The organism is Caballeronia sp. SBC1, from assembly GCF_011493005.1.
Lineage (GTDB): Bacteria > Pseudomonadota > Gammaproteobacteria > Burkholderiales > Burkholderiaceae > Caballeronia.
The window spans coordinates 3,791,285-3,816,899 of record NZ_CP049156.1; the positions used below are offsets into that span (position 1 = coordinate 3,791,285).

The 25,615-nt window shown below is 59.2% G+C and carries 21 protein-coding genes; 5 read left to right on the forward strand and 16 right to left on the reverse strand.

Features of this window, described 5'->3' with window-relative positions; genetic code table 11:
* Window positions 1-980 precede the first annotated feature (980 nt).
* The gene (locus SBC1_RS16965) at window positions 981-1,493 is read right to left on the reverse strand and encodes a winged helix DNA-binding protein (protein ID WP_165092829.1); all 513 of its coding nucleotides are present in this window, start codon (window positions 1,491-1,493) and stop codon (window positions 981-983) included.
* A 185-nt stretch (window positions 1,494-1,678) separates the two neighbouring features.
* Between SBC1_RS16965 and pxpB the strand changes: the two genes are divergently transcribed.
* From pxpB to SBC1_RS16990, 5 genes are all read left to right on the forward strand, one after another.
* Window positions 1,679-2,332 carry a 5-oxoprolinase subunit PxpB gene (gene pxpB, locus SBC1_RS16970; protein WP_165988610.1) on the forward strand — a complete coding sequence of 218 codons (654 nt, stop codon included), beginning with the start codon at window positions 1,679-1,681 and terminating at the stop codon, window positions 2,330-2,332.
* Entirely contained in the window at window positions 2,329-3,360 is a 1,032-nt protein-coding gene (locus SBC1_RS16975) for a biotin-dependent carboxyltransferase family protein (protein WP_165092831.1), read from the forward strand. Before pxpB ends, SBC1_RS16975 begins: the two co-directional genes overlap by 4 nt.
* Before the next feature lie 17 nt (window positions 3,361-3,377).
* Complete coding sequence (gene pxpA / locus SBC1_RS16980; protein WP_165988612.1) at window positions 3,378-4,130, forward strand: 5-oxoprolinase subunit PxpA; 753 nt, start codon at window positions 3,378-3,380, stop codon at window positions 4,128-4,130.
* Window positions 4,131-4,378: 248 nt separating this feature from the next.
* Window positions 4,379-5,098: a DUF969 domain-containing protein gene (locus tag SBC1_RS16985; RefSeq protein ID WP_165988614.1), complete on the forward strand. Its 720-nt coding sequence runs from the start codon at window positions 4,379-4,381 to the stop codon at window positions 5,096-5,098.
* The gene (locus tag SBC1_RS16990; RefSeq protein ID WP_165988616.1) at window positions 5,095-6,051 is read left to right on the forward strand and encodes a DUF979 domain-containing protein; all 957 of its coding nucleotides are present in this window, start codon (window positions 5,095-5,097) and stop codon (window positions 6,049-6,051) included. The genes SBC1_RS16985 and SBC1_RS16990 overlap by 4 nt, the downstream gene beginning before the upstream one ends.
* A gap of 79 nt (window positions 6,052-6,130) precedes the next feature.
* Here the strand turns inward: SBC1_RS16990 and SBC1_RS16995 are convergent, their stop codons facing one another.
* From SBC1_RS16995 to SBC1_RS17065, 15 genes are all read right to left on the reverse strand, one after another.
* Window positions 6,131-7,111: a hypothetical protein gene (locus SBC1_RS16995; protein WP_165988618.1), complete on the reverse strand. Its 981-nt coding sequence runs from the start codon at window positions 7,109-7,111 to the stop codon at window positions 6,131-6,133.
* Window positions 7,108-8,283 carry a hypothetical protein gene (locus tag SBC1_RS17000; RefSeq protein WP_165988620.1) on the reverse strand — a complete coding sequence of 392 codons (1,176 nt, stop codon included), beginning with the start codon at window positions 8,281-8,283 and terminating at the stop codon, window positions 7,108-7,110. The genes SBC1_RS16995 and SBC1_RS17000 overlap by 4 nt, the downstream gene beginning before the upstream one ends.
* The gene (locus SBC1_RS17005) at window positions 8,280-9,143 is read right to left on the reverse strand and encodes a glycosyltransferase (protein ID WP_165988622.1); all 864 of its coding nucleotides are present in this window, start codon (window positions 9,141-9,143) and stop codon (window positions 8,280-8,282) included. The genes SBC1_RS17000 and SBC1_RS17005 overlap by 4 nt, the downstream gene beginning before the upstream one ends.
* Window positions 9,140-10,147: a glycosyltransferase family 4 protein gene (locus SBC1_RS17010; protein WP_165988623.1), complete on the reverse strand. Its 1,008-nt coding sequence runs from the start codon at window positions 10,145-10,147 to the stop codon at window positions 9,140-9,142. Before SBC1_RS17010 ends, SBC1_RS17005 begins: the two co-directional genes overlap by 4 nt.
* Entirely contained in the window at window positions 10,144-11,229 is a 1,086-nt protein-coding gene (locus SBC1_RS17015; RefSeq protein ID WP_165988625.1) for a lipopolysaccharide biosynthesis protein, read from the reverse strand. Before SBC1_RS17015 ends, SBC1_RS17010 begins: the two co-directional genes overlap by 4 nt.
* Window positions 11,230-11,239: 10 nt before the next feature.
* The gene (locus SBC1_RS17020; protein ID WP_165092840.1) at window positions 11,240-13,033 is read right to left on the reverse strand and encodes an SLBB domain-containing protein; all 1,794 of its coding nucleotides are present in this window, start codon (window positions 13,031-13,033) and stop codon (window positions 11,240-11,242) included.
* 273 nt (window positions 13,034-13,306) lie between these two features.
* Window positions 13,307-14,746 (reverse strand): undecaprenyl-phosphate galactose phosphotransferase WbaP, encoded by a 1,440-nt coding sequence (gene wbaP, locus SBC1_RS17025; protein ID WP_165988627.1) that lies wholly within the window; start codon window positions 14,744-14,746, stop codon window positions 13,307-13,309.
* Between the two features lie 909 nt (window positions 14,747-15,655).
* Window positions 15,656-16,789, reverse strand: a complete 1,134-nt coding sequence (locus SBC1_RS17030; RefSeq protein ID WP_165093467.1) for a TraB/GumN family protein — start codon at window positions 16,787-16,789, stop codon at window positions 15,656-15,658.
* Window positions 16,734-17,738 carry a peptide ABC transporter ATP-binding protein gene (locus SBC1_RS17035; RefSeq protein WP_165988629.1) on the reverse strand — a complete coding sequence of 335 codons (1,005 nt, stop codon included), beginning with the start codon at window positions 17,736-17,738 and terminating at the stop codon, window positions 16,734-16,736. The genes SBC1_RS17030 and SBC1_RS17035 overlap by 56 nt, the downstream gene beginning before the upstream one ends.
* Window positions 17,735-18,730: an ABC transporter ATP-binding protein gene (locus SBC1_RS17040; protein WP_165092843.1), complete on the reverse strand. Its 996-nt coding sequence runs from the start codon at window positions 18,728-18,730 to the stop codon at window positions 17,735-17,737. Before SBC1_RS17040 ends, SBC1_RS17035 begins: the two co-directional genes overlap by 4 nt.
* Before the next feature lie 83 nt (window positions 18,731-18,813).
* A complete protein-coding gene (locus tag SBC1_RS17045; RefSeq protein WP_165988631.1) occupies window positions 18,814-19,731 on the reverse strand; it encodes an ABC transporter permease subunit in 918 nt (305 codons plus the stop codon).
* 4 nt (window positions 19,732-19,735) lie between these two features.
* Window positions 19,736-20,746, reverse strand: coding sequence for an ABC transporter permease subunit (locus tag SBC1_RS17050; RefSeq protein ID WP_165092845.1), 1,011 nt, complete (start codon window positions 20,744-20,746; stop codon window positions 19,736-19,738).
* Between the two features lie 113 nt (window positions 20,747-20,859).
* Window positions 20,860-22,494, reverse strand: a complete 1,635-nt coding sequence (locus SBC1_RS17055) for an ABC transporter substrate-binding protein (RefSeq protein ID WP_165988634.1) — start codon at window positions 22,492-22,494, stop codon at window positions 20,860-20,862.
* A 475-nt stretch (window positions 22,495-22,969) separates the two neighbouring features.
* Window positions 22,970-23,911, reverse strand: coding sequence for a hypothetical protein (locus tag SBC1_RS17060; RefSeq protein ID WP_165988636.1), 942 nt, complete (start codon window positions 23,909-23,911; stop codon window positions 22,970-22,972).
* Window positions 23,898-25,463, reverse strand: a complete 1,566-nt coding sequence (locus tag SBC1_RS17065; RefSeq protein WP_206365973.1) for an Eco57I restriction-modification methylase domain-containing protein — start codon at window positions 25,461-25,463, stop codon at window positions 23,898-23,900. The genes SBC1_RS17060 and SBC1_RS17065 overlap by 14 nt, the downstream gene beginning before the upstream one ends.
* Between the last annotated feature and the right edge of the window lie 152 nt (window positions 25,464-25,615).

A 25,615-nucleotide genomic window follows, 5' to 3' on the forward strand; every position in this document is an offset into this window, starting at 1 on the left:
TCGGGCGGGAGCGGTGGTCGGAGTCGATGCCGGGATGCCAGGGTCTTGCGTTAGCGTTCTGAGTCAATGCCGGGTTGTTGCTTTCGGCCTTAGCGGTCTGTATGAGTCGGATTTTCTCTCTATCACTATTAGCCACTGCGCGTGGCGGCGCGTCATTTCTTTGTCCAAAGCGACAAAGAAACGAAGCAAAGAAAACGCTTTCAGAACGAGGGCACATAAGTGTCCACAGCGTGCAGTTCCCGTTCATGGGTACCCCAAAAGCACGGTGCTCGCCAGAACCACGGATGTGTGAACCCCTCCTTCTCCGAACACGGATACCCACACGCTTCGCCACCAGTGACTGAACCTGCCCAAGGTTCACCCCGCGCTATCCGCGGACAACCGCCCTCAAGTAAGTACGCGCAACGGACCTCGCAGGCAACCCGCCTCCGAACCAGGCCACTCGGATAGATGAGGTTCTACCCACAAAAACAACCGTGCTGACTAGGCAGCTAACCCGCGAACGAGCGGAGCGGAAAATACCTGTGAGGTCGTGCTGGTTCCTGGGCGACTCGTGCTTGCCCGAGAGCGTTGGGGGCGAAGCGTGTGCGTGTAAGGATTCGCGAGAAGGAGGGGTTCACACATCCGTGGCTCTGGCGAGCACCGTGCTTTTGGGATACCCATGTATCAGAACTGCACGCTGTGGACACTTACGTGCCCTCGTTCTGAAAGCGTTTTCTTTGCTTCGTTTCTTTGTCGCTTTGGACAAAGAAATGACGTGCCGCCACGCACAGTGGCTAATAGTGATAGAGAAAATAGCTCACTCAAGCGGACCGCTAACCTTGAAAGCAGCAACCCGGCAATGACCCCGACCACTAACACTGAAAGCACCAACCCGGCATTGACCCAGACCGCTAACCCCGGAACCCCGAAACCCCGAACCCTGGCATCCCCCACCACCGCCAACCGCCCCCCCAAAAAAACCAGTGCGAACGAAAACCCTATAGCGAGGCTGCGGCCCGTGCCGCCGTATCGTAGAGACCGGACGCATTTCGCAGCAGCTGCGCCGCCTCGCCTATCTGCTCATTGGTCAGCCCGCTCTCCTTCAATGTGCTGATCAAACAACTCTCCCGCACTTCACGGTACTTCACGCACATCTCCCGCCCCGCCAGCGTTGCGGAAAAGAACACCTCCTTGCCCACTTTTTCGCTCTTCACATACCCCCGCGCCATCAGCTTCTTAATGGCATAGCTGGCGACGTGCGTGTCCTCTATATTGAGAACAAAGCAGATATCGGCAATCTTTTTCTTCCGGTCACGATGGCTCACATGATGCAGCAGCGATACTTCCACCGCCGTCATGTCTTTCGCGCCCGCCGCCGACATGCATCGAACCATCCAGCGGTTGAACGCATTGCTGGCCATGATTAAGCCGTACTCAAACTCGGACAGCTCGGCACTCGTTTCCGAGACGAGATGCTCGGACGAAACGATCTTGGTCGGATGACGGGGCATGGATATCTATACGGAACAATATGTCGGCGAGTGTAGCGTATTGAACGAAATTCACCTCTACGTCTAAATTCTTATTGATAATTTGTCGATAAATTATTGACAATGTACATTCCCGAGCTAGCGTCGAGACGGCTTCTTTTTCGCCTTTCGTTCAAGCGCGCGCTCGATTACCGGCAAAACCCAGCATGACACCACCCAAAATTCACCCACTCGGCGACACCGCGCTTGTTTGCGAAGCGCCGCCGCCCGCCACGCTGGAATGCCAGCGCCGCATATGGGCGCTCGCCGACGCGGCGCGCCTGTGGCCGCACGTCGTGGAAGTTGTGCCGGGCATGAACAACCTCACGCTCGTCTTCGATCCCCTCCAGGCCGACTCCGCCGGCCTCGCCCTGCAAATGAAAACTGCGTGGGAGCAAGCAGCCGAAGTCGACGTGGGCACCACCGAAATCAAAATCCCCGTGCGCTACGGCGGCGCTGACGGACCCGACCTTGCGTCGCTGGCGAAGTCGCTGAATCTGAGCATCGATGAACTCGTGAAGCGTCACACCCAAGCCGATTACATCGTATTTTTCCTCGGCTTTCAGCCCGGCTTTGCCTACCTCGGCGGCCTCGATCCCACGCTGCACGCGCCTCGTCATGCCAAACCGCGGCTGGAAGTGCCGGCGGGGTCGGTGGGGATCGGCGGGGAGCAGACGGGCATTTATCCGGCAGTGTCGCCGGGTGGCTGGCAACTGCTGGGACGCACGGATCTCAAGCTCTTCGATCCCGCCCGCAACCCGCCCACGCTCATGCAGCCCGGCGATCACGTGCGTTTTACCGCGCTGGAGGTGCTCGCATGATCGACGTTATTCGCGCCGGCATGCTCTCCTCCGTGCAGGATCTCGGCCGCACGGGGTATAGGCACCTGGGTGTCAGTTCGGGCGGCGCACTCGACGCGCTGTCGCTGGAAATCGGCAACCGGATCGTGGGCAACAAGCCCGACGCGGCAGGCATTGAACTGACGCTCGGACCCACCACCCTGCGCTTCACGCGCGCCACGCGCGTGGCGATCACCGGCACGGATTTCGCTGCAACGCTGGACGACAAACCCGTCTACTCTTGGTGGAGCCTGCCGGTGCAGGCCGGCCAGGAACTGACGCTGCGCGGCGCCAAGCACGGCATGCGCGGTTATGTGTGCGTGGCTGGCGGTATCGATGTCCTGCCCATGCTCGGTTCCCGCAGCACCGACCTCGGCGCGTGTTTTGGCGGTCTCGGCGGCCGTGCGTTACGCGACGGCGACCGTCTGGCTACCGGCGTGCCGCAGCCGAACAAGAGCGCGGTGTTTTCATCGGCGGGAACGGCCTTTGGCGTGAAAGCGCCCGCGTGGTGCAAGTTCGTTTATGTAGAAGAACCCGTGCGACGCGGCAAGCACACGCCGGGCAATTCATGGTCGCTGCCAATCCGCGTCCTGCGCGGTCCCGAATACGAGACTTTCACGCAGACCGCTCAGCGCGACTTCTGGAACGAGGAGTGGACGATCACGCCGAACAGTAACCGCATGGGTTTCCGGCTTGCCGGCACGGTGCTGGAACGCGGCGATAAAGCCGACCTGCTGTCCCACGCCGTGTTGCCCGGCACGATTCAAGTACCGCCGAACGGTCAGCCAATCGTGCTGATGGGCGATGCCCAGACCACGGGCGGTTATCCAAAAATAGGTTCGGTTATCAAGGCCGACTTGTGGAAGCTCGCGCAAGCGCGGCTCAACAGCGGTGTGCGCTTTATCGAAACAACGGTGGAAGCCGCGCGTCACGCGCTGGCGGAAGAGCGCATGTATGTGAAACAGGTCGAATCGGCTATCGCGATGCACGCGGAACGTCTCGACCGGTAAGTGAACAGGGAACGAAGATGGAAATCGATCTGAACGCCGATCTCGGCGAAGGCATGGGCACCGACGAAGCACTGCTCGATCTCGTGAGCTCCGCGAATATTGCTTGCGGCTGGCACGCGGGCGGAGCAACCGCCATGCGTGATTGCGTGCGCTGGGCGGTCGCGAAGGGTGTCGCCATTGGCGCGCATCCGAGTTTCAACGATCCCGCGAATTTCGGCAGGAAGGAGATGGATCTTCCCGCATCGGAAATTTACGCGGGCGTGTTGTATCAGCTGGGCGCGCTGGCCGCGATCGTAAAGGCCGAAGGCGGTCGCATGTCGCACGTGAAGCCGCACGGCGCGCTTTATAACCAGGCCGCGAAGAATCCGGAGATCGCCGAGGCAATCGTCGCGGCCATTCGCGATTTCGATCCTTCTTTGCTCGTGTTCGGGCTGGCGAACAGCAATCTAGTCGATGCCGCGCGCAAGGCGAACATGGTGGCGATCGAAGAGGTGTTCGCCGACCGCGGATACCGTGCAGATGGCTCGCTCGTCCCGCGCAAGGACCCCGGCGCGTTGCTCGAAGACGAGGAAGCCGTGCTCACCCGCACGCTGGAAATGGCAATGGAGCATCGCGTCCAGGCAGTCAGCGGGGAGTGGGTGCCGATCAATGCGCAGACGGTTTGTCTTCACGGCGACGGCGCGCACGCGCTCGCATTCGCCCGGCGGATTCGCGGGGCGCTTGAAACTGCGGGTATCGAAGTTCGCGCTGCGCACGCGGCCGAGGTTTGATGAGGGGTCTCTAGCGGTTTTTTGCCTCAATCGAACGGCTGACTCGCCGCCGCTTGCGCCAAGTCACGCAGCGAGTCGAACGGACACCTCAAGGAACCTGAATGCCTCGCGAATTGGCGGGGCGTTTTCGTAAGCGGCCGCCAGAGCCGTTTTATCAAGCCAATGGAACGGCCCGCTCGAAGCAAGCGGTCCGTCCAGCGGTGGAAGAAGCCCTTACCGGGGCGTTACCCCGACCACTTGGAGATCTTATGGGAACCGCTGTCAACCTATGGCCACTGATAGGTGTGGCCGTCATCATCGTGGGGTTTATCCTGCGCTTCAATCCGATGCTGATCGTGGCCGCCGCAGGCATCATCACCGGCCTGGCGGCGCATTTCCCCATCGATCGCATCCTCACCGCGATCGGTACGGGCTTCCTCAAGACGCGCAACATCCCACTCATCATTTTGCTGCCGCTGGCTGTGATCGGTTTGCTGGAACGGCACGGTCTGCGTGAACGCGCGCAAATCTGGATTTCGGGCATCAAGGCGGCAACCGTGGGACGTCTGCTGATCGTCTATTTGCTGATTCGCGAGTTGACGGCGGCAGTCGGGTTGACCGGTCTCGGCGGACATCCGCAAATGGTGCGGCCGCTGCTCGCGCCCATGGCCGAAGGCGCAGCGGAAGCACGCTTCGGCAAGCTCTCCGATGAAACCCGCTTCAAGCTGCGCGCGTATTCCGCCGCGACCGATAACGTCGGCCTGTTCTTCGGCGAAGACATCTTCGTCGCGTTCGGCGCGATTGTATTGATGACAACCTTCCTCAAGGAAGCCGGGATCGTGGTCGAACCGCTGCACGTCGCCGTCTGGGGCATCCCCACCGCGATCTGCGCCTTCCTGATTCACGGCTTCCGCTTGTGGCTGCTCGATCGACGGCTGAATCGCGAACTCGGCGCGTTGACCAAAAACGTTCGCGGAGAAACCGCATGACACTCACGCTCAACTATCTGTTCTATCTGCTGGGCATCGTGCTGGTGGTTGTCGCCGGGATGATCTACGTCGACAAGAAGCATCCGCGCCGCTTTTCCACGGGAACGTTCTGGCTCGTGTATGCGCTGATATTCCTGGTCGGCGACTGGCTGCCGGCCAATGTAGTCGGCGTGCTGGTGATTGCCATGGCCTTGATAGCAGGCTTTGGCGGCGTCACGGCCGGCAAGCCGAAAATGCTGTCCGATGAAGCGCGCCGCAACAGCGCCATGCGTCTTGGCAACAAGCTGTTCGTGCCGGCGTTGACCATTCCTGTGGTGACAGTGGTCTTGACGCTGGGAGCCAGTTACCTGGTGTTCGGCGGCAAGCCGCTGCTCGATCCGAAGAACGTCACGCTGATGGGTTTTGGCATCGGTTGTATCGTCGCGCTGGGCGTGGCCTGCGTGATGACGCGTGACACCGTCGGGCAATCGATGAAAGAAACGCGCCGGCTAGTCGACGCGCTTTCGTGGGCCGCCGTGCTTCCGCAAATGCTGGGCATGCTGGGTCTGGTGTTCTCGGACGCGGGCGTGGGCAAGGCGGTGGCGCACGTGACCACGGCCTATGTGAATCTCGACTACCGGCTGGTCGCGGTGGCCGTGTATTGCATCGGCATGGCGCTCTTCACGATGGTCATGGGCAACGGCTTCGCGGCGTTCCCGGTGATGACTGGCGGCGTGGGCGTGCCGATCCTGGTCGGCGTGTTCCACGGCAATCCGGCAACCATGGTCGCAATCGGCATGTTTTCCGGCTACTGCGGCACGCTCATGACGCCAATGGCCGCGAACTTCAACATGGTGCCGGCCGCGCTGCTCGAATTACCCGATAAAAACGCGGTGATCAAAGTCCAGATTCCGACGGCGCTGTCGATGCTGGTGGTGAATATCTTCTTGTTGAACTGGCTGATGTTTCTTTGAGCTAATGCGATTGCGACTCGGCCGGCTTGAAGATCTGACGACTCAAGCGGGCCGCGCAATCGCCCTGATTCCCTCGGGCTCAGCGAAGCCAAACGGCGCCTTCCAACAGTGCTGTGCAGAGAGTCACCCACACGGCAAGCATCCGAAGACGCTGTTGACCTAACCTGAATAGGTTGGTTGTGACGAGATCGATCGAAACGGGAATCCACATCGCGATAACGGCCAACGGGGTGAGGCTGATTAAGCTTGCCGCGACTGGAAGCGCAAACGCAAGCATTCCAACGGTCCGGCGCAACACGTCATCGAAGCGTGCAATGCGCATCAGGTACGGGTACACGAGCGAATAGCCGGAGCGCACCAATCGCTCGACAACCGCAAGCGCTGGCGACGCCGCCGCGATGTTCGAGACAATAGACGCCTGCATAAAAAAGAGTCCCGCGCTGGCCACGGGCAAAAACAGAAAAACATCGAGCGTTGAACCGCCAGTCCCGACGCCGCGCGCTAGTTCACGACCCAACGGTTGCCTTGCCCAGTCGTCGAAGTGAAACAGGTAAAGCGCGAGCGCGTAGAGAATGCCGGGAGCGAAGTACACCGCGAATGTCATGAATGGTGAAAGCGTCACGCCAATGCACACCGCGCAAGCAAGCAGCCGGGCGCCGACGAGCAAGACGACTGCCCGCTTTTTCGCCCCGAAAACGACCGGGAAATGCGCGGGCGTCAACAACGACGGCGCCACGCCGATCACCCATTTCCATTCCATCCATCCACAGGACGCGACCAGCGTCATCGCGAAAAGCACCGCCGCGCGCGCGGCAACGAGCGTGCGCGCCTTCACGGCCGACTGGAAGCCGATCCTGAACGCGATCGTCGCGAAAGTTGTCCCAAAGAACGCGGATGCCGTTTCGACGAACGCGATATGTGCGAGCGCCCCGTGTAGCGCGAACGCGCCAAACACCGCGAAGAGCACCTGACCCGACAGCCAGTTACCCACCTGGAACAGCAGCAGGTCGCTGTGAGACCGTATTGCTTTCGCCGATACCGCACGCAGCAACCCGTTCACTTCGCCGCACCGATGCGGCGCACGCAATACAACATAAAGCCGCAGATGATCGTAAGAACGGCGATCCTGTCGATGAGATACGTAAAGCTGGTTCGCGGCAGAAACACAATCTTGCTGACAATATCAAACAGCGCCAGCGAGAGCAGCACCGGCAATCGATACAAGCTGCGTGCGCAGGCCAGCAACGCGCCAATCACGATCGAGCCGGCGACGAGTGCCGCCATGCCACCGAGCACCAGCAAGTCCGCGACATAGACCGACCCGGGCCCTGTCAGCGAATAGAAGCCGATGCCCTCCAGCTCAGCGAATGCCCGGTCAAGCGTAAGGGGAGCGCCTTCCTGCCCCCAGATATCAATGCGCTCTTCCGCGGACAGCAAGTTCGGAGCAAACGGTCCGACCAGACCGGTCATCAGAAAATTGACGTTGGGATAGGCCTGTTCCACGTCTTCGACCTGCCCCACAAGATGCACCGGACCGCCTCCCGCGATGAAACGCAAGACACTCTCTGTGCCCTGGCCTCCCACGTCGTCGCCGCGAAGCCATGGTAGTACGAAATAGATGCAACCTGCGCCCAGGACGATGATCAGCACATGCCGCATCCGCACCATGACATTGCCGCCCACGAGCAGCGCGAAGACGAACGGCAGCATTGCCTGGCCGACGAAAAAACGGCCCCAGTGCGTCGCGATCAAAAGACGCGGCAGCAACACCGCTAGCGACAGCAGCAAGAAACGCCGGGACTTCACCTCTTTTTCGTCGACGAATCGAAGGTAAAAGAAGAACGTATAAAGATGCGCGTACAAGAAAATCTGGAAAACGTACGGCATGCTGTCGCCTTCGCCGTATTCGGTGCCCCAGCGCATGCCGATGAAAGCCACGGCGAGCAACATGCAAACAGGCGCGAGATAACCGATGACCCGCGCTGACAAGCGGAGTGCCACATCGCGATCGGCGGGTGGCCGCGTGTCGGCGGCCGTCCTGCCCAACCAGGCGGCAGCGAGCAAATAGCTCACGGCAACCACGCAAGCCGACAGTGCCAGGTAGCCGTATACGGCGTCGTCCTGGTACGTGTTGAAGTACACGATACGGATACCTTCCGGAACGACCCAGAAGGCCGCGACACCAATCAAGAAGATGAAAAGAGGATCAACGATCCGTGAACCCTTGATCACAGCGCACCCGCTTCGTTTGCGCGGGCGCGCACCAGGACGTAGAGACGGCGACGCACGCCTGCGGGCACGGATCGGAACAGCAGATACAGCATCGCAACAAGATAGAAACGCGGTCCGCCGGACAAAAGCCTGCGCTTCACGGCGTTCATGCGAAAGGCAAATTCGCGGCGGGCATAGCTCAGACCTCCTCGCCTTTGATAAAGCGCGGAAGAAACGCTGACTCGCACAAGTGGTACTTGAATACAGCGATAACGGACGCCTTGTGATGTCCATCGAAGGTGCAGCTCGTAATCTTCGAGCAGCGGCACAGTTTCATCGTATGCACCGTGCCGGCGAAAGACATCGGCGCGAATCATCATGCTTGGCTGGCAGATGGGATTGCGAAGCTGTAGCAGTGCATTTATCTGGTCAGCGTATTCGGGGCATTGATTGACCGCCACGATCTTTTTCTCATCGAGGCTGAAATCATGCTGCCACGCGGTAACAACGCCCACATCCGGATGCTCTGCCAAGACCGCTTTTTGCAGGCGAAAACGCTCTGGATAAGAGATGTCGTCCGCGTCTGCGCGTGCGATCAGCTCGCACCGGCAGCACGGAATGCCCTGATTCATGGCAGCCGCCACACCACGGTTTTCCGGCAACCGGAGCACGGTCATGAAGTCGGCTCCGCGACACGCATCGAACGCGACGCGCGCGTCTTCGAGCACCGTGTTTATTGCGTCACTGACCGGTCCGTCGACCACAACCACGAGCTGATCCGGCATGTCAGTTTGTCCAAGCACATTGGAGTGCAGCGACTCGCGGAAAAGCTCGGGATCGTCTTTGCCATAGACGGCGATCAGTACAGATATCGTGCTCATGAACGGCCGCCGTTTGCTTGCTGCGCAACGGCGAGATACTGACGCGCGATGAACTCCGGCATAAACTCCGCGTCGGACAAGTGCACGCACGGTGCGGCCAGCGCGGACGTAAGCGCTACTCGACAGGACTCGCGTGTGAAATTGGGGGATAGCAGAAAGGTCGTCTTGTTGATCGCGTCGAGGACAACTTCCACAAAGCCGCCCGAACCGGTCGTCACCAGATTGCAACCCGAGACAGCAGCCTCAAGCAGCGAAATGCCAAACGCTTCGGTGTCGCATCCGGAGAAAAACACTTTCGTTTTTCCCAGGACCTGCATGACTTCAGCGGAGGACATCGACGCGACGAAGTGCACGCGCGAATGTCCGTTCGCTATTTGCTTCAGTTCGGTTTCGCATTCTCCCGACCCAACGATCATCGCTTCGAGCGAGGCGTCGGCATCAAGTACATCGATCACCGCGGGCAAGAACTCGCTGACACGTTTGACCGGATGAAGGCGCCCCACGTACGTGATCAAATTTCGCATCGCGAAGTCATCACTCTGATGAGACGCCCAGCATGGCGGCAACGGATTGTGCACGGCAGCGGCGCACTGGATATCGAAAAGGCCGGCCAGATGCCGCTGCACATACGCCGACACAGCGACCAGTCGTGCGTACCGTTGCGCCATCCGGAAACTCGCGAGGATGGCAAGAAACTTGAGCGTGCCTTGCGCGTCGATTCGCGGGAAGCCATGCGCTACGCCGATCGCGTTGCGTGCAAACGGACACAGGAATATGGCCCAGGTGCTGAAAATCTTCAGCACTGTCGGATCGCGCAGGTCTTTCCAGCGCCGCAGCATGTCGAGCGGCCGGCCGACGACCTCTGCGGGAATGCCCAGTGCGTCGAATCCGGCTGCCACATTGGTCGCGAACGACTGCAATCCGCCGACTTCGCGGCCACCGCTCAGGCATACCCGCCGCACGCTCTGCACCGGACGAACGGTTGCTTGCCGGGCATAGGTCATGTGCGCTCTCCCGAAGTCGCTTGAGCGCGTGCTTGACGTGTAACGAACCATGCGAGCAGCGTCAATCCGATACCCAAGGCGAGACCCGTGCCAAGAACGAACAACGCGCTAGGCTTGCTCTTCTTTTGCGGTACGACCGGGAAATCGACGATTTGCAGTGAGCTGCCGTCGCGAGCTTCATCAATACGCGCTGACGCCAGTTGTGTGGCGAGCAGTTCGAGCAATGCGCCGTTGTACTTGTAATCGCGATAGAGCCCGGTGTATTCGTCGTCGACTGTATTCTTCGCACCGGCCTGCATTTCGCCCAGACGACGCCTGAGCGCGGCCAGCTCACTCTTCGCGGCCAGCGTCGCCGGATTCGCCTCGCCTGCCACGGAGCGTAATGTGGTCAGCTTGATGTCCTGCGCGACGATGTTCGCGTTCATCTGCGCGACCATACCGACGGCCGCGCCCGGTTCGAGCTGCGCAGCCGATGGGGACACGCCAGCGCCGCGCAACGACTTTTCGGCTTTATCAAGTGCTGCTCGCGTCTCGTCGACCTGCTTTTCGAGGAAGATACGGCGCTGCCTTGCATCCGTCACGGCAACACGGCCGAGCAGGTTAGTCAGCGACTCGACGTAATAGCTTGCCATTTGCGCCGCGCGCTGAGGATCGAGGTCATCGACGCTGACTTCAATCAAATCGCTTCGCGACGACAGGTACACATTCGTCTGCTGAGCGAGCTTGCGTCGCACGTCTTCGGGCAGCTTTAATCCGTAGACGCGCGGGAGATCGAATCGTGTTATTTGAGAGTCGGCAACCGACCGGCTCTTCAGCATGGCGACGTACTGCTCAGCCTGCGTCTTGGCTGCGCCCGCACCGCTGACACCAAGTGCATTCAACTGGTTAAAGAGCCCGGAAGCCGCACTGGGCGATTGAGCGGGCGGGAAAAAAGAGGTTTTTGCAGTGTACGTAGGCGGGATAGCGAAGAACACAGCCATGGCCGCAATGAACGCCGCGCACGGCAGCACAAGCACACGCCAGCCTCGCGCGAACCACGCGCAAGCCGATACGACGGATAAGGGAAGGAAGGTTGAGTTCACGGTATGGACTTCAGTTGATCAGGAATTTGAGCGCGGCAGCGCCCAGACCGAACTGGTAAAGAATCGTCGTAAGTTCCTTCGTGCCTTGCCACCAGGTGATGCGCTCGAGATCTTCAGGGACGAAAACGGTGTCACCAGGCATAGCCTCCAGGGACGAGATGGAGTTGAACCATCCTTGCTGGTTCGAGCGCGTTGTCCCGTTCGCACGCAACACGAACTCGCCGCTCTTATATGCCGTACGCTGCTCGCCGCCGGCGAGACTCAGATATTCGCCTAACTGCGCTGTCGGCTTGAAAAGGTAGGAACCCTGATTGAAAACGCTGCCGTATACACCCACGGTGGTGGGACGCGGCGGGATCACCAGCCGATCGCCATCTTCCAGCGTAAGCGGTGGCAAGCTCAGGTCGTCGGGTTTGGTTTCGAGAACGATTCGCCCGCTCGGATGAAGCTCGCGCATTTTTGCGATAAAGCGCTGGCCCGCTTCAAGTTGCTGCCGTTGGTCGGCGGTGTCTTCTTTCGCGTTCGCTTGTTGGGACGCCCGCGCCGTGACAGCCCGATCCATGTCCTGTAGCGCGCGCTCATAGTTCACCTGCTGCGTGCGGCGCACCGACTCGCGTACAAGCTCACTGCCGTACAGGAAAGCGTCGGCAGTCATTCCGCCCGCTCTCTCGATCAGTTCGGGCAAGGTCTCGGTACCTGCGACGAGATAGTCGCCGGGACGCGCTACTTCCCCTTCGATCCGTACCCGCCGCATTTGCCGGGCGATCGGGACCATGTAGTCTGCCGTGGAGTAGATGCGATATATATCGCCTGCGTCCAGCAATGCGTCGCTCCGGCTGCTGAGCGGGGCTTCTTCAACGCCAGTCGTCGCTCGTTGACGCAGCGTGGCGACCGTGATGCGCTCACTGTCGGCCACGGTATTGAGACCGCCGGCAAAACGGATCACATCGCGCACGTGCTCGCCGGGCTTCAGTTCAAAAATGCCCGGGGCGTTCACGCTTCCATAAATGGCCGCCTGCGGGCCGAGCGGTCCAATGTTGACGATGTCGCCTGGGCGCAGCGAGACGTCATTCGAACGGTCACCGCCAAGAAGTAACTGATAGCCGTCGAAAGTCGCGACGAGCGCGCCGCCGCGACGCAACTCGATATTACGCATGCTGCCGCCCGAGTCGGGCCCCCCTGCTTCGACGAGCAGATTCAACAGCGTTGCAAGACTGTTGACCACGTAGGCGCCCGGACGCACGGCGAACCCCGTGACGTACACCGTCACGCCGCGCAGGTTACCCAGTGAGACCGATAGATCAAAATTGGCGTAATAGCGGCCGATTTCCGAGCGGAAGCGGCTAGGCAGGTCAGCATAGTGCGCGCCCGACACGGCAATGCGGCCGACGCGCGGCACGTTCACGTAGCCTTCCCGATCGACCACGAGGCGCAAATCTGAATCGACACTGCCCCAGGTTCGCAGCAGGATTTCATCGCCGACATTGATTGCGTAGTCGGGCGGCACCGAATTCACCGAGGCTCCCGACAACCTGGAGCTTCCTGCGAAAAACGTTGCGCCGAAGCGCGGTAGCTTCTTGCCCGTTGCTTCCTCGACGAACTTCTCGTACTCGTTGCGCTCCGGCACCACGATCTTCGCATCGAGTGCGTCACGATCGGCCTTGTCCGGAAAGCTGGCCTGCTGGGCGGCAGGTGGCGCGACAGCTGCCGGAGCATTGACGCGCGGCGTCAGGCTCGAACTCCAGCTTTCAGCCTGAAGGCCGGGGACGCTCGGGATCGGCGGCACAACGGTAGAGGCGCTCAAGAGTGAATCCACTGTCTGGGGCGCCGCGTAAGCGCCATGCGACTGGGTCAGCACGAGCCCGACCGCAACGGCCAAGCGCGAGACAATGAACCGCGTTGGGCGCTTGCACGCCGTCACGGGCGCGAAAGGAACAAGAGTGTTACGGGTAGACACAGTGGATGACTCAATGGAAAAAGTAAGGATGGAGCTGATGCAACATGCCGAAACGCGAGCTGTTGGCAGCGCGGCAATATGGGTGTGGTGCGTCAGACGAGGGCTGGTAATAAGTACGACCTAGTAGGCGCCGTCCCGCTTGAACACCGTGCGCACCGTCATGAAGAGAATGGCAATGTCGTACCAGAGTGACCAGTTGCGCACGTACCACGCATCCAGATACACGCGGGTGGTGTAATCGGCGTCGTTGCGACCGCTCACCTGCCACAGCCCCGTCATGCCGGGCCGGGCCATCAGGTAATAGGGAACATCAGCGGCGTAACGCTCGAGTTCTGCTTGCACAATGGGCCGGGGACCGACCAGGCTCATGTCGCCACGGATCACGTTCCATAGCTGCGGTAGTTCGTCGAGACTCGTGCGCCTCAGAAAGCTGCCGATCCGTGTCACGCGCGGGTCGTTCTTCAGTTTGAAGTCACGCTCCCAATCGCGTTTCGCCTCAGGATCGCGCTCAAGCAATTCGGCTAGTTTCGCGTTCGCGTCCACGACCATCGAGCGAAACTTGTAGCAGTTGAAAGGGCGGCCATTGTGTCCGATACGCGGGTGGCCGTAGATCGCCCTACCACCGTCCTTGCGCACCTGCCACGCGATATAAAGAAGGAACGGCGCGAGCATCATCGAAATGGAAATCGCTCCCGCCAGGTCGAGGCAGCGTTTGAAAAAGCGGACGTGCCAGCGGCTCAGGTTGTCCCGAACCTGCATCAGCAGAAGTTCGTGCGACTTCACGTAAGTCGTGCGCATGCCGTGAAGCGGCACGCCGGGGACATCGGCCACAAGCACTACGCTCGCCGCCACTGAGCCGAGTGCGCGCAGCCAGGCTTGTTGCAAGACAGCGTCGTCTCGATCGAGGGCGACCATGACGACGGACCCGGCAAGCGACGGTGCATCGAGCGGACTCAGCGAGGCAACGCGCGCGTCGCGGGGCAGAAGGCTTTTTCCTGCCGGCACGAAGGCTTTCAGTGCCAGCCCCATGAGCAGTTCGGTCTCCACTGCGGTCGCGGCATCAAGCGCCAACTGACCGCTTCCGATCACATACAGATCGCGTTGCCAGAAACGCATCTTCATCAACCCGAGTTTGACCGCGAGCCGTGCGGGCGGCACCAGGGCGGCGGCATAGACCCACATCAACACCGCGGGTACGATCTCCGCCGCATAACCGCGCAGAAGCAGCAAACCAACATGGCAGGCGCAGCCGAAGATGAGCGTGCCAAAGAGTTCACGCAACTCGCGCAACATGGGCAGACGATTCGAGTAATGGCGCAGTGCCGCGAATCGCAGAATGGCGAGAGCAGCCGCGATAAACGCCGCAACCGGCGCGTGATCGAAGCGCTCGAATAAGTGAGAACCGGGCCAGGCACCCGGGCCGTTGAATACATGTCCGGCCACCGCAATGGCTAGTACATCCGATGCCGCCAGTGCGACCCCGCAAATTACTGCGTGCGCGTGGGCCGGATAAAACTCGGTGCGGTCCGTGGCTGCGGAATTGGTCTTGTCGCGATTCATGACAGATAGCTTGTGTGGTTCAGATGGGCTTATTGTGTTTACTACTGGATACGATTTTTGTTTTTAACGAAAACAAGTCATTTCAATAAATCACACGTTCGGCAAAGCATACAAACTCAATGCAAGAACGGAGATAGGGAAACTCTTAAAAAAGATTTTTAAACAATTCCGGATAATTCTTAATAATATTAATGAAGAATTAAAATTCAAAGCAATTTGAATTGCAGGCATCCTTGTCCGTACATGAGGAATCTTTTATTTTTTCGAACGAATAGAGACGCGCTTGCCGCGTGCCCACAGGCAGGTTCGCGAGCGTTTTGTACTGTCCTTGTGGGCGAAATATTCGCTTTGGCCAGGCGATTGATTTTCTACAAACAGCAATGTCTTGAAAAACGATCCCGGAAGCAAGCAGCCGGGAGGCCAGCGTGGCCCCAACCTGTTGACCACTGGGAACGAGCCGGATTGCCGGCGTTTCAAGTCATTTCATTAAATTACGCATTGCGCGAAGCATACAAACACAATGCAAGAACAAAAAATAGGTTTTTTCCTAAAAGCCTTTATACGATCTAAAATATTTCGAATTATATTAATTTTCGATTGAAAATTCGACATTATTTAATAATGCAAAATTATCACGCACACGTGAGAAATTTTCATTTTCGAGTAAATTTGAACACACGCGCCTTGCGCCGGCAGACAGCTCTGCGAGAATTTTCAGCTAGCCTGCGGGAGAAAATACTCGCCTCGGCAAATAATCGAAGTTCTGCAAGCCGCAATGTTTCGAACGATCCGGAGGCAAGTAGCCGGGAGAGCGGGGTGGTCCCAGCTATTTAGTCGACCTTGCTCCAATGGCGCCCAACTACTTGCGGGTATGCGCCAAGCGTTACTGTCTGTCGAACGCACGGAACTTCACGCCGGGTCCACCACGAACCCACGTTTTCTAAGCAACGCCAGCACCCCTCTTCGCCCCCCAAGATGCAACGCGCCGATAGCCACGAACACCGGCTTGTTCGGCGCGGCCATCGCCACCATCCGCGCCGCGAACCGATAATTCCGGTCGACCACCACGCGATTATCGATCTGCGTGGCAAGCTGCTTCGATCGCGCCAGTTTCTCCGTCTTGGCGTCGTCCCAGGCCTTCAGAGCATCGGCGTCGCCAATCCGCCATAAGCGGTGAAGCTCCTTCACATCGGCGACATTCTCCGCCGGCGTCTGCACCAGATCCTGCGCGAGCATTTCCCGCTGCTGCGCCTGCGTGAGCCGCGTGAACGCAGCAATCTGCTCGTTGAGCGTCTCCAGCCCGATCACCCGCCCGCGCGGCCGCAAATACACGTTCTGCAATTGCGTTTCCGTACCGAACTCAGTCTGGAATCCGGCCTTCAAGGTATCGACGGTTTCAACCAGCATCGACGCCAGCCACGGTCGCGACCGGCTGATATCGGCAAGCATGGCGGGGTTGCCATGCATACGTGTTTCGAGCTTTTTCCACAGCGCATCGGGCAGATATCGCGACAAGCACGGCGTCCGGCACGCACCGTATTTGCTGACTTCATCCGCCGAAACGAGCAGGTCGTCGGGCGAGACTTCCAGCGCGAGAATAGGCGATGCGTCGAGTGCGCCGAGAATCGGCTTGCGAAATGGCTGGCTGGCGGGATAGTCGTCGGCATAACCCACGTGCAGCGTACCCAGCACGTAGATGGTGACCTGGCCTTTGGTCGCGACGTAAAACGGCATATGCGCCGGCTGCGCCTGCACCGGACCACTGGCGGTGGTTCCGTCGGAACGGTCTGTATCTGGAGGAGCCGGACGCGCAGGCGGCACGCTCAAGCCGGGCAACGAGCCGGAAGGCGTGGGCGGCGTCGCGGCGCCCGGCGGCGAGCGCGCGCCGGTCACAGCGAAAGCTAAACGCGGCGCAAGGCAAAAAACGGCAAGGGTTGCCGCCACTGCCACCGCAAAACGGCGCGCAAACTGCCGCGCCGTTTGCGTTTCAGGCGTCAATCTCCCCGACTTCCTCGGCGCGGTGACAGGAGACGTGCCGCCCATCGACGAAACGCAGCGCCGGTTCTTCCACGCGGCATTTATCGATTGCATACGGGCAGCGCTGATGAAATGTGCAACCTGATGGAGGGTTAAGCGGCGAAGGCATTTCGCCCTGCAGCCGGATCTTGATGCGCCGATCTTCTTCGAACAAGGCAGGCGTCGCTGACATCAACGAGCGCGTGTACGGATGACGCGGCCGTGCGTAGATCGTTGCCTTGTCGCCCAGTTCGGCTACACCGCCAAAATACATCACCATGACGTCATCGGCGATATGTTCCACCACCGACAAGTTATGCGAGATGAACACATAGCTTGTACCGAACTGCTGCTGCAGATCCATGAACAGATTCAGAATCTGCGCCTGAATGGAAACATCCAGCGCGGACACGGGTTCATCGGCCACCAGGATCTGCGGATCGAGAATCATCGCACGCGCGATAGCAACCCGCTGGCGCTGCCCGCCCGAAAACATGTGCGGATACCGCACGGCGTGCTCGGGCCGAAGCCCAACCGTGCGCATCATGTGCGCGATACGCTCAGCGCGCTCGGCAGACGACAGCTTCGTGTTGATCGCCAGCGGTTCGCCCAGAGTCTGCTCGACGGTTTTGCGCGGATTCAGCGAAGCAAACGGATTCTGGAACACCATCTGCACGCGTTGGCGCAACTCGGCCACCTTCGCGCGGTTCGCGTTCGCCACGTCTTCGCCGTCAATCAGCAAACGCCCGGAGGTGGGCGCTTCGATCATCGTCAACTGACGCGCCAGCGTCGATTTGCCGCAGCCGGATTCGCCCACTACGGCAAGCGTCTTGCCACGTTCAAGCGAGAACGACACACCGTTCAACGCCTTCACGGTGCCCTGCTGGAACATGCTGCGCTTGACGTGGTAGTACCTCGTCAGTTTATCGGCGACCAGGACGATGTCTTTAGCGAAAGTCTCAGGAACGGCATTCATCGCGCGCCTCCATTTTCTGCCACGAGTTCCATGTTCAGCGGCTTGATGCAACGTGCGCGCACTGCCGGATCGTTGGGGGCGAGTTGAAAGAGCGCCGGCCGCGCCTTGCGGCAATCGTCGACGGCGTAGCTGCAGCGGGGTGCGAACAGACATCCGACCGGACGATCGTCGCGGCCCGGCACCATGCCCGGCAACGCAGCGAGACGCGCGGCGCCTCGGCTATGTTCGGGAATGGCCGCGAGCAACGCTTCCGTGTACGGATGATGCGGTTCACTGAAAATAGTCGGCACGTGATTCGTTTCGATAATCTCACCCGCGTACATCACGGCCACGCGCTGCGCGACTTCGGACACGACCGCGAGATCGTGCGAAATCAGCACGAGCGCCATGCCGCGTTCCTTCTGCAGCTTGACCAGCAGCTCCATGATCTGCGCCTGGATGGTGACGTCGAGCGCGGTGGTCGGTTCGTCGGCAATCAGCAGCTTCGGATTGCACGCGACCGCCATCGCGATCATTACGCGCTGGTTCATGCCGCCGGACATCTGGTGCGGGAAGGCGTTGATACGGCTCTTCGCGTCGGGAATGCCCACTTGATCGAGCAATTCCAGCGCGCGTTGTTGCAGCTTCGCGCCTCTCAGACCTTCGTGAAGCTTGAGGACTTCCTTGATCTGGTATCCGACGGTGTAGCTCGGATTCAGGCTCGACAGCGCATCCTGGAAGACCATGGCAATGTCTTTGCCGATTATCTTCCTGCGTTGCCGCGCCGACGCCTTCAGCAAGTCGACGCCGTTGAACGTGACCTGATCGGCGGTGACAATACCGGGCGCATCGATCAGGCCCATGAGCGCCATCATGGTGACGCTTTTGCCGGAACCCGATTCGCCGACAACGCCGACCACTTCGCCGGGTTTAACGGATATATCGATTCGATCAACCGCCGGGAGTCCGTTGAAACTCACGGCGAGATTGCGGATGGTTAGAAGATCGTTCATGTCAGTGCGTGCACGGCCGCCCGAAACGTATTGACCAGCCCCCTCGGGGGGCAGCGAATGAAGTGAGCGTGGGGGTTGTTCCATCACGCCATCCGTTTGAGTTTGGGATCGAGTGCGTCGCGCAGCCCGTCGCCGAGCAGGTTGATCACCAGGACCGAAATCAGAATGGAAAGCCCGGGCATGGTCACGATCCACCATGCACTTTCGATGTAATCCCGCGCCGACGCGAGCATCGCGCCCCACTCCGCTGCAGGCGGTTGCACGCCGAGGCCGAGAAAGCCGAGCGCGGCGGCGTCCAGAATGGCCGATGAAAACCCGAGCGTCGCCTGCACGATCAGCGGTGCGGCGCAGTTCGGCAGCACTTGCGAGAACATCAGCCGCACAGTGCCAGCTCCGGCCACGCGCGATGCCGTCACATATTCGCGCTGCAATTCGCCCAGTGCGGCGGCACGTGTCAGACGTACATAACCCGGCAACGCGACGATCGCGATAGCGAGCATGGTGTTCACCAGCCCCGGCCCGATGATCGCGACCACCGCGACCGCCAGCAGCAGCGAAGGCAGTGCGAGCAGCACGTCCATGATGCGCATGATCGGCGTATCGAGCCATTTCTGGAAAAACGCCGCGCACAAACCGAGCACGATACCCGGAATCAACGCCAGCACCACCGACACAAAGCCGATCCAGAACGACAGCCGCGCGCCGTACATCAGGCGGGAGAGGATGTCGCGGCCGGCTTCGTCGGTACCCAGAACGAAGCGCCAGTTGCCGCCATCGAGCCACGCCGGCGGAATCTTGACGTTGTCGCGATATTGCTCGATCGGGCTATGCGGCGCGATCAGCGGCGCGAAGATGGCGATGAACACAAGGATCAGCACGATCGCGCCAGCGACTACGGCGCCGCGATTGCGCGAGAAATTAGCCCAGAATTCGCGGCCGGCGAGGAATCGGCCACTCGGGACGGGGATCAACGCCCCAGGATTGTTTTGGATATCGGCCATGGGCTTACCTCGTGTGGCGAATGCGCGGATTCAGCACGCCGTACAACAAGTCGACGACCAGATTCACAAGAATAACGAGCGTCGCGATCATCAGGATGCCGCCCTGCACGACGGGATAATCGCGCCGGCTGATAGCGTCGATGAGCCATTTGCCCACGCCCGGCCAGGAGAACAAGGTCTCGGTGAGCACGGCGCCTGCGAGCAGCGTGCCGACTTGCAGGCCGATCACGGTCACCACGGGAATGAGCGCGTTACGCAGTGCATGCACGATCACCACGCGTCCCGGCGCGAGCCCTTTGGCGCGTGCGGTGCGGATGTAATCCTCGCGCAGCACTTCGAGCATGGACGAGCGTGTCATACGCGCGATCACGGCGAGCGGAATAGTGCCCAGCACAATGGTCGGCAGAATCAGGTGACTGACGGCGGACTTGAACGCGCCTTCATCGGTGGAAAAGAGTGCGTCCCACAACATGAAGCCGGTGCGGTGCGGAATGTCGTATTCCACCGCGATACGCCCTGAAACCGGCGTCCATCCGAGCTTGGCCGAGAAGAACATGATGAGAATCAAACCCCACCAGAAGATCGGCATGGAGTAACCGGTGAGCGCGGTACCCATTACGCCGTGATCAACGACCGTGCCGCGCTTCAGCGCAGCGGCAACGCCGGCCGGCAATCCGATCACCAAAGCGAAAATCATCGCGCAGATCGCGAGTTCGAGCGTCGCGGGAAACCGCGCCAGGAATTCGCCCATCACGCTGGTATTGGTGATGATCGACATGCCGAGATCGCCTCTCAGCGCGTGTCCGACATAGTGGAAATATTGAACAGGTAGCGGCAGGTCAAGCCCGAGCCGCTTCATTGCTTCGGCATGCATTGCCGGATCCACGCCGCGCTCGCCCATCATGACTTCAATGGGATCGCCCGGGATCAGGTGGATTAACGCGAACGCCAGGATCGTAATGCCGATGAACGTCGGGATCACCATACCTATGCGCCGCAGAACGAATCGGAACATGGTTCGTCTCTTTGGGGAGGAAAAATGCGACCGGCGACTCGGGCTTGTGACCCTTGTCGCCGGACCTTTTCGACTAGTTATAGTTTTGGTGCATAAAGCGTACCGCTACCAGCTTACTGCACGCCGACACCGTCGAAACGCAGGTAACCCAGCGGCTCGATCTTCATGCCAATCACCTTCTTGCTCGTCGGCTGATAGACCGTGGAGTGAGCAATCGGCGAGAACGGCAGTTGATCAGCGAAAATTTGCTGCGCTTGCATATAAGCCTGCGTGCGCTGCGCCTGGTCCGACGTATTGCGGCCCTTGATCACCAGGTCGTTGAATGGCTTGTAGCACCAGTGCGAGAAGTTGCTGCCATTGACCGCTTCGCAACCTAGCAGCGTGCCGAGCCAGTTATCCGGATCGCCGTTGTCGCCGGTCCAGCCGATCAGCATTGCGTCGTGTTCGCCTGCGTGGCCGCGCTTGATGTACTCGCCCCATTCATACGTCACAATATTCGCCTTCACGCCAATCTTCGCCCAGTCGGCCTGGATCATCTCGGCCATCAGACGTGCGTTCGGGTTGTACGGACGCTGGACCGGCATCGCCCACAGATTCATTTCGAAGCCATTCGGGAAACCTGCCTTCGCGAGCAGCGCCTTGGCTTTGGCGGTGTCGTACGGTTGAACCTTCAGGTTCTTGTCGTAGGACCATTCGGTCGGCGGCATTGGAGCGGTGGCGGCCTGACCTGCGCCTTGATACACCGAGTCGATGATCGCCTTCTTGTTGATCGCCATATCCAGCGCGCGGCGCACCTCGACGTTATCGACGTTCTTCTTCGTCGTGTTGTACGCCACGTAGCCTTCGTTGAAGCCCGGTTGCGACGGCGTATCCAGGTTCGAATCGGCCTTCAGCGGTGCAATGTCAGCTGGACGCGGATAGCTCATCACCTGGCATTCATTGCTCTTCAGCTTCTGCACGCGCACGGCGGCGTCCGGCGTGATCGAGAAAATCAGCTTCGAGATTTTGACTGCGCCTGGCTTCCAGTAATCAGGATTGCCGTCGAAACGGATGGTCGCGTCTTTCGTGTAGCTGCGGAAAATAAACGGACCCGTGCCGACCGGCTGCTGGTTGATGTCCGCTGCCTTGCCCGCTTTGAGCAGTTGCTGAGCGTATTCATCCGATTGGATCGACGCGTATTCCATTGCCATGTTCTGGATAAACGGCGCGTTGACTTCTTTCAGCGTGAACTTGACCGTGTACGGATCGACTGCTTCGACCTTCGTGATCAGCTTGTCCAGGCCCATGTCCGTGAAGTACGGAAACGACGTGGGGTAAGCCTTGCGGAACGGCTGGTTCGGATCGAGCATGCGGTTGAACGTGAAGAGCACGTCGTCCGCGTTGAAGTCGCGCGTGGGCTTGAAGAACGACGTGGTCTGGAACTTCACGCCATGGCGCAGGTGGAACGTGTAGGTCAGGCCATCGGCCGAGACATCCCACTTTTCCGCGAGGCCCGGTTCCACTTTCGTGCTGCCGCGCTCGAATTCCACGAGGCGGTTGTAGACCGTGAAGGTGTTTGCAGTGAAATCCGTACCTGTTGTGTATTGCGCGGGATCGAAACCGGCCGGGCTGCCTTCTGAGCAGTAGACGAGCGTTTTGTTGGGAATGGGTGCTGCATGAGCGACGCTCGCGGTTACGAGCGATGCCGCGATGGCGGCGCTTAATGCCATCGAGAGACGAGCGGCTCGTAACAGGCCAATTCTTTTCATGTTTCCTCCAGGATCTGTGCCGGCTAAAACCAGCGTAGCGCGATATTACTGAGCTTTGCCGGGGGGAACAAGGCGACGAAATTCCCTATGGGAAATAGCTTCTGCCCGTGCGTCCGGCAAGCCAAGCGACAGGGTTGAAAAGGCCGTGTTTTCGCTTAACTTCTTCGAGTTATCGGGGTTTTTGGTCGATTCAGCGCGTTTTTCATCGATCTACGCCCTGTCGGAAAACTCACGCGCGACGGCAAATTCGGGCGCTACCGTAGCACGAAAGAAATGTAAATTGAAATTATCGATGCTGGATTGTTGCGCGTTGAAAACATGAGTCCATCATGTTTCGTTATGCACAATGTTTCAAGGTAATTAAACAGGGGGAGGGGAAACACGGAAACCGCGACGAGAACCGCGCGGCGAATGCCGCGCGGGTTATTCGATCTTTAGACTAGTTGCAGTCGCGCTATGGCGAGAGCAAAGAGGCTCACGACTCCACGTCGACGCGCACTTCGTAGTCGAGTACTGGATATGGGGATTCGTCAATCAACGCTGTTTCGAAGGCGGGCGAGCGTGATGCCCATTCCAATCGGCGAGTCACTGCCTTTAAGTCGGGGGCACCAAACACATAGCGCTCCTCGTACCGCAAATAGAGCGCCTGAAAAAATTGCTCGATCCGAAGCGGACTATCTTTAGGCGGGAAATCGCCGAGAATGTAGCCGGCGCGGCCTTCCGCCATGTCGACCATCGCTAACGTGACCGCTTCATAGCCGCTCACATCATCTCGAATTCCACGACGACCTGTTAGTTCTCGAAGCGCTGAATGAAAGCGGAAAATTGACTCTACAGGTTCGCCACCCTCTCGAACCGCAATGTCATTCGCGAGAAGTTGGCGCGCGGGGGCCTCTGCCGACTCGATACCCTCCGCCAAAGCTACCATCGTACGATTCGCACGTATCACGAACATGTAACCGAACACCATGGCGGGATACGTAATGTGAAGGTTCGTGCATTCCCCGATGGTCTCTTCCATGCGATTGGTTAGGTTGCGAAACGCACCCATCATTCCTTTGCATGAAATCGCCAAAACCGGACCAATCCCGTCCTTAGTCACGACCACGTCGACGTTTTTCGTTTTCAAGCCCCCGAGAATCGTTCTTTCGGAGCCGGTCGCCAAGGTCGGATCAAAATGCAAATAAGATCTGCCGCTCCGCGTGACCACGGAAAAAGGCGGCCGAGGCGTGATGTCGTCTGGATGGAAGCCCCCTTCAAGCACCAGTCGACACGCAACATACCAATGCAAAGGTTTGATGTGCTGCTGGCTTTGCGTCATTCCAGCATAAGTTGCAAAGTGATGCAGCGCTTCCCTCTGGTTTATCCATTGGCAGATTCGCGAGTCGCCATTTATCGCATTTCTACGCAGCGGCATAGTGTCTCCACTCGCGCAGCGTCATAAGCGCCTCTTCCACAATGGCAGCGTCCACGTGCTTGAGCGCCGCTTTCTCTGGGAAGGCAATTCGGCCGGCTTCGCGAGGCTCAAGTTTTAGCATTCCCCCACCGAGCGGGTGTCCCTCGAGCTCGGAGCTTAATTTGATAAACGGCGACTCCCAGACATCGAGAAGATTCGACGAATCGACCCCTTGCCGTAATCGAACGCTATGAACGGAGTTCGTGCAAGTGCACCCTGCCTCGTTTCGAACCAGATTAGCTTCCAGCCCCGACATGTATGAAAGGAAAAAATCGGGAATCTGTACGTCGGGCACTGAATACCAAGGGTCACGAACACGGCATTTGTAGGCCTCTCGCGCTACGACGCCAGCCTCGGAGTCAAGATATCGCACTACCGAGGCGGGAACCGATCCCGACTTCGGCATGCGTAGGAGCAAAATTGGCTCATCGTTTTCTTTCCAGACCCCTACTGTGGACTCGGTTAGCCGTTGCTTCGGAAGTGCGCGGCCGTTGCGAACAGTTGGATGCAACAATTGCTTCGGAATGCGAAGACGACTTGCCTCCGACGGACGCAGGTGAAAAAAACTGTTGGCTCCTGTTACGTAGCCAATGCCGATATTCGCCAACTCACCGAAGCGCTTCGTTTTATCGTCTTCCACTACACCGCGGTATAGCCTGCGAGCGTTGGCATGCATCAGGAAGGGGCGAAGCCGACAGCCCCAGGCACGCCAGTCGGTCATTGACACGCCAATAAACGTCTTTGGCGGTACGCCCATCCGCTTGAAACGCGGCATAGATGAGAACCGAATTTCCGCCGTGCTCTGACCGAAGCCTTCGGCAAAAATCAGCCAGCAGTCTTCCGAAAGCTCAGGAAAGAGCTTGTCCTTTACGGCTACGACGTGCAGTACCGCAAAATGCGACGCCAAATACTCGATCAGGGGCGCCGAATATGGCGCGTGTCCGATTTCCGCCGGGACGACGAAAGCCATCCGGCCGCCTTGTTTCAGTAACGTTGCCGTTGCAACGAGAAAAGGCGCCCATGATGAGCTAAGGCCGCTAAAGTGGGCTCCGGCCCGGGCACAGAGTGCCGTGGCCCGGTTTCGAACTTCACCTTTGAAAGTTTGATACCGAATGAACGGTGGATTACCCGCCGCGCAGTCGAAGCGCTCTTTCGTGGTCGATGCCCATTCGAAAAAATCCCCCTCGTGAATCGATGCCCAGGGAGCACGCTGAGAAGCTCGTTTTCCCGCAGCCGGGTCTTGCTCAATGCCAACACTATTGCGATGTCCGGCAATGAATTGTCCATCGCCGCAGGATGGATCAAGCAGCCTGTCGCTCTCGCTGCGCAGTGCCCAATGAAGCAGAGTCTCGGCAACTCCGTCAGGGGTGTAATACGCGCCCGAATCCTTTTGAGATAGGGGCTTTACGGATGGTCGTTCTTCCGCGCCACAAAGAGTATCGCGGGTTGCGGCGGCGGTGTCGCGTTGGCGGCCGCCTGCTGCTGATTTTTTGTTCGTAACGGTAAGTTGCAAGGTGCAATACGCCTCGGTTAATAAGTCGGCAAGCTAGTTCAGCGAGCATTGACCCTTCAGCGTTTGCCCAGCTGAAAAATCGCCTGGGCGGCCTGACTTGTTCGGTACTTTACAACACAAAAATGTGTTTGGTTGTCGGCTTGAGTCGTCAA